This is a genomic window from Acinetobacter sp. GRABPA_MV_2 (assembly GCF_056725885.1).
In genome coordinates this window covers 1-4,045 of sequence record NZ_JBWZNA010000043.1, presented here as the reverse complement: position 1 = coordinate 4,045, position 4,045 = coordinate 1, and the positions used below count along the sequence as shown (strand labels likewise).

Here is a 4,045-nt window from a genome sequence, read left to right as displayed (position 1 = left end):
GGATATTTTAAAGAAGGAACGACAATGAAAATTAAATTTTTAACGGTCTCATTGATGTTTATTTTGCCATTTTCTGTTTTTGCAGCAAATGGACAAGTCGAAAAAGCGGTCATTGAATCAAATAATGCGTATAAAACCAAATATAATTTAGATGATATGACTGAGTTTAATTATGCGCAAAAAGGCTTTATTGCCAAGCCAACAGGTCAAATTAAAAGTGAAAAAGGCAATGTGATCTGGGATTTTGATGCGTTTAATTTTTTAAATGATCCAGCACCAAATACTGTTAATCCTGCGCTATGGCGACAAGCAAAGCTAAACAACAATGTTGGTCTATTTAAAGTGACAGATCGAGTTTGGCAAATTCGTGGTTTTGATTTGGCAAATATGACCATTATTCAGGGTGATACTGGTTGGATTATTGTGGATACATTAACCTCTAAAGAAACGGCTGAAGCAGCACTTAAATTTGCTAGGCAGCATTTAGGTGAGCAAAAAATTTCAGCCATTATTTTTACCCATAGCCATATCGATCATTTTGGTGGTGCATTAGGCGTTCTTTCTAGCGAAGAAATTAACGCTAGAAAAATCCCAATTATTGCGCCACAAGGCTTTATGGAAGAAGCGACCAGTGAAAATGTGATGGCAGGTTCAGCCATGATACGTCGTGCGACTTATATGTATGGAACTTTTCTACCTAAAAATGCAGAAGGGCTGGTGGATACAGGTTTAGGTAAGGCTGTTGCTGTGGGAAAAATGGGCATCCTTGAGCCTACACAATTGATCACTCAAGCAGAACAGAAAATGAGCATTGATGGCTTGGATTTTGTGTTTTATAACGTGCCAGGTTCAGAAGCACCAGCAGAGTTAACATTCTCTATTCCATCACTGAAACTTTATAATGGCGCGGAAATTCTTTCGCATACCATGCATAATCTTTATACTCTCCGCGGTGCTAAAGTCCGTGATGCCTTAAAATGGGTGGGCTATTTAGACCAAGCAATGCAACATGCCAAAGCATCCGATGTATTGATTGCACAGCATCATTGGCCGGTATGGGGCAATGACAATATTCAAGATTTTATTAAAACCCAGCGAGATGTTTATAAGTTCACGCATGATCAGACGGTGAGATATATGAACTCTGGTTTTAATGGTGCTGAAATTGCCGAGAAAATTCAGCTTCCAGCCGCACTTGACCAAAAATTATATGCGCATGGCTATTATGGAACCCTTAAGCATAATGTAAAAGCGGTATACCAATACTATATGGGATGGTTTGATGCTCATCCTTCCAATTTAGATCCATTGCCACCTAAAGCTGTTGCAAAAAAATATATTGAGTTAGCAGGTGGGGAGAGCAATGCGTTGAAAAATGCGCAGGATGCTTATGCTCAAGCTGACTATAGATGGGCTGCCGAGATTTTAAAACATATTGTGTTGAATAATCCTCAAAACCAACAAGCAAAAGACTTATTGGCAAATACGTATCGTCAATTGGGCTATGCTGCTGAGGCTTCAACTTGGCGTAATTTCTTTTTGGTGGGCGCTCAAGAGCTACAAAATAATGTACCTATGGAAAATACATCTGATCCGAGTGATTTATTGATTCACACGCCAACTGAAAGATTTCTGGAAGCCATGGCAACAAATTTAGATGTGGAAAATTTAAAAAATGAAAATCAGTGTATCAATCTGGTTTTGTCGGATACCCAAGAGAATTTTTCATTATGGGTTGAAAACTCAGTCATGCAGTTTAAACGTCATGATGACAGTAATGGTTTGGCATCGGATTGCCCAACATTAACCGTAACCAAGCCCTTATATCTAAAAATGATTACAGGTCAAATAGAAGGGGTAAAAGTCCTACTTTCGAAAGACAGTAAAGTCAAAGGCAATCCATTGAAAATTGGAAAATTCTTTGCCATGTTTAAACGTCCAGATTCGATTTTCCCAATTGTGACTCGACCAAATGGTTAGGGGGAAATAACGAAGCTTAAATGTTTAGGCTTAATTCAATAGAGTCGAATAAAAAGGGAGAACTTATAGATTAGTTCTCTCATTTTTTATATCAGTATTTCAATAAAAGCTCTTGTTTCATCAAGCAAAAATGATGATGTGCAACGAATCATGTTGGTATTAAAAATTCCTTCTCGTTTTGAGATAAAGCTAGTATGGGTGGACGATTTTAGTATGAGGGGGATTTTATATTGCGCTATGCTTATAGCTACATTGATGTAATTAGTGACTCGTATTGGCTTGAATTGTGAATTAGCTAGGGCTCCTCTATAATTAAATTCTTGCGTGTAGAAAATAGAGAAGTATGTCATCACAATCTCAAGTCGCTTCTACTCAGGTGACAAAACGCCAAACCAAGCCAGCAGAAGTCCGAATTGATGAGCTGATGAATGCTGCACAAACGCTTTTTTTAGCAAAAGGTGTGGAAGCTACCACCATTAGCGAAATTATTGCCAGTGTGGGCGTTGCTAAAGGGACTTTTTATCATTACTTTGAATCGAAACAGCATATTGTTGAAGCCTTAAAAAAACGTTATATCGATTTTTTTATCGCGGCCTTAGACACGGCAGTTGCAACATGTGATGCTGAAGATTGGGTCAGTCAATTTAAGGTTTGGGTCTCGGCCAATATACAAACCTACCTCGAAAGTTATGCAGTGCATGATATTGTTTTTGGTGCACATCACCATGAACGTAAAAATAATGAAAAAAATATGATATTGGAACAATTGCTGCAAATCTTAAATGGAGGGCAGCAGGCGGGTATTTGGCATTTAGAACAGCCAAGATTGACTGCGTTATTGATTTATTCTGGTGTACATGGGGTTGCAGATGAAGCAATTGCCAATCAACTGCACGATAGCACAGATTTTTCTCAGCAAATTGCGCTGCAATATTTAAAAATGCTCCATCATGATGGCTAACTTTTACCATTATTTTGAATCGTATAAATCGCTTCTCGTCTGATATTCTTTTATTATCAATTTTAATTAAAACCCTAAACGATGCATTTTAAAGTCAACCATTCTCCTTAAGTTGCAGTCACTGGTGATCTTTAAAAGTGCTTTCAAGACAGTCTATAAAAAATGAAAGCTTTGGGTTTTAAGTGGGTTTTTATACATTGACCGACGGTCGGTCAATGTATAGTATAATGATTCTCATTTAAATGATCTAGGTGATGTATGAATGCATCTCGCCAGCCGATTTATCTTATTCTAGCGCTCTATATCAGTACCTTTCTGTGTTTGGTGGATTTAAGCAGTGTCAATCTTGCACTTGGAAGTATTCAAAACCAATTTAATAGTGACATGGCAGATCTACAATGGGTGATTGATAGCTATGCTTTAAGTCTATCGAGTTTAATGTTAGCGGTGGGGGCATTAAGTCAGCGCATAGGGCGTAAAAAATTATGGTTGCTGGGTGTGATCATTTTTATTGTGGGTTCATTGATTTGTGCAATGGCAAGCAATTTTAGTTTATTGATTATTGGACGAATGATTCAGGGTGTGGCTGGTGCAGTTTTAATCCCTTTGGCATTGGCGATCATGGTGCATCATTTTCATCAACCGCAAGACAAAGCACGTGAAATTGGTCGCTGGAGTTCGTTTAGTGCATTTTCATTAATTGTCGGTCCATTGATGGGTGGGTTGCTGGTACATCATTTTGGTTGGCAAAGTATTTTCTGGCTCAATCTTCCTGTTGGGGTTCTAACGATTTACTTGGGCTATTATGGTATCGAGGCGGATCAGAAATCGGTGGCTGTACCTTTTGATTATCTAGGTTTGCTCTACAGTGCTGTAGCGATCGTCACATTAACGTATAGCATTATTGCATTACAACATGTGCATTTAGCGCATTGGTTTATGCTGAGTATTTTCTTATTTATCTTGGCAAGTATGGCGTTTGTATGGCAGCAAAAACATGCCACTCATCCATTGATCCCCAATCATTTATTTAAAAATAAACGGTTTTTAGCCTATAACGCGATTTCTTTTATTTTAGGGTTTGCAGGATATAGTTCGTTATTT

General features: G+C 38.0%; 3 protein-coding genes. All 3 read left to right on the top strand.

Going from position 1 to position 4,045, the window contains the following annotated elements:
• The first annotated feature begins 24 nt into the window (after nucleotides 1–24).
• Entirely contained in the window at nucleotides 25–1,980 is a 1,956-nt protein-coding gene (locus ACXM0J_RS18600) for an alkyl/aryl-sulfatase (protein WP_005146758.1), read from the top strand.
• 343 nt (nucleotides 1,981–2,323) lie between these two features.
• The gene (locus ACXM0J_RS18595) at nucleotides 2,324–2,941 is read left to right on the top strand and encodes a TetR/AcrR family transcriptional regulator (RefSeq protein WP_004822839.1); all 618 of its coding nucleotides are present in this window, start codon (nucleotides 2,324–2,326) and stop codon (nucleotides 2,939–2,941) included.
• 258 nt (nucleotides 2,942–3,199) lie between these two features.
• Nucleotides 3,200–4,045: MFS transporter (locus tag ACXM0J_RS18590; RefSeq protein WP_031986282.1), on the top strand; the 846-nt coding region annotated here is incomplete at its 3' end.

What these genes read in the sequence shown, in the direction of transcription:
- ACXM0J_RS18600 (WP_005146758.1), top strand. Translation starts at nt 25, where the DNA reads ATGAAAATTAAATTTTTAACGGTCTCATTGATGTTTATTTTGCCATTT.
- ACXM0J_RS18595 (WP_004822839.1), top strand. Translation starts at nt 2,324, where the DNA reads ATGTCATCACAATCTCAAGTCGCTTCTACTCAGGTGACAAAACGCCAA.